This window comes from Photorhabdus viridis (genome assembly GCF_040256935.1).
Classification (GTDB): domain Bacteria; phylum Pseudomonadota; class Gammaproteobacteria; order Enterobacterales; family Enterobacteriaceae; genus Photorhabdus; species Photorhabdus viridis.
Genome location: NZ_JBEJZY010000435.1, coordinates 1 through 241 on the forward strand (window position 1 = coordinate 1; position 241 = coordinate 241).

1 protein-coding gene is annotated in these 241 nt (G+C 60.2%); it reads right to left on the reverse strand.

Annotation, left to right across the window (positions count from 1 at the left end):
• Positions 1 to 241: AMP-binding protein (locus ABR397_RS24055; protein ID WP_350307884.1), on the reverse strand; the 241-nt coding region annotated here is incomplete at both ends.

The window sequence follows — 241 nt, forward strand, 5'->3', positions numbered from 1 at the left end:
GATCCACGGCGCCAGCGACGGTAGTTCCAGCGCCTCCCCGCCGAAGATAATACAGCGCAGGGCATGTGCGGTGTCATCCTGGACAGGGATAAGTTGACGGAAAGCACTCGGTGTCTGATTCAGCACCGTTACGCGTTCGTGGCACAACAGGGCATAAAATGCCTGTGGCGAACGGGCACAGGCTGCCGGTACGATAACCAGCCGGCCACCGTAAGCTAAGGCTCCCCACAGCTCCCATACC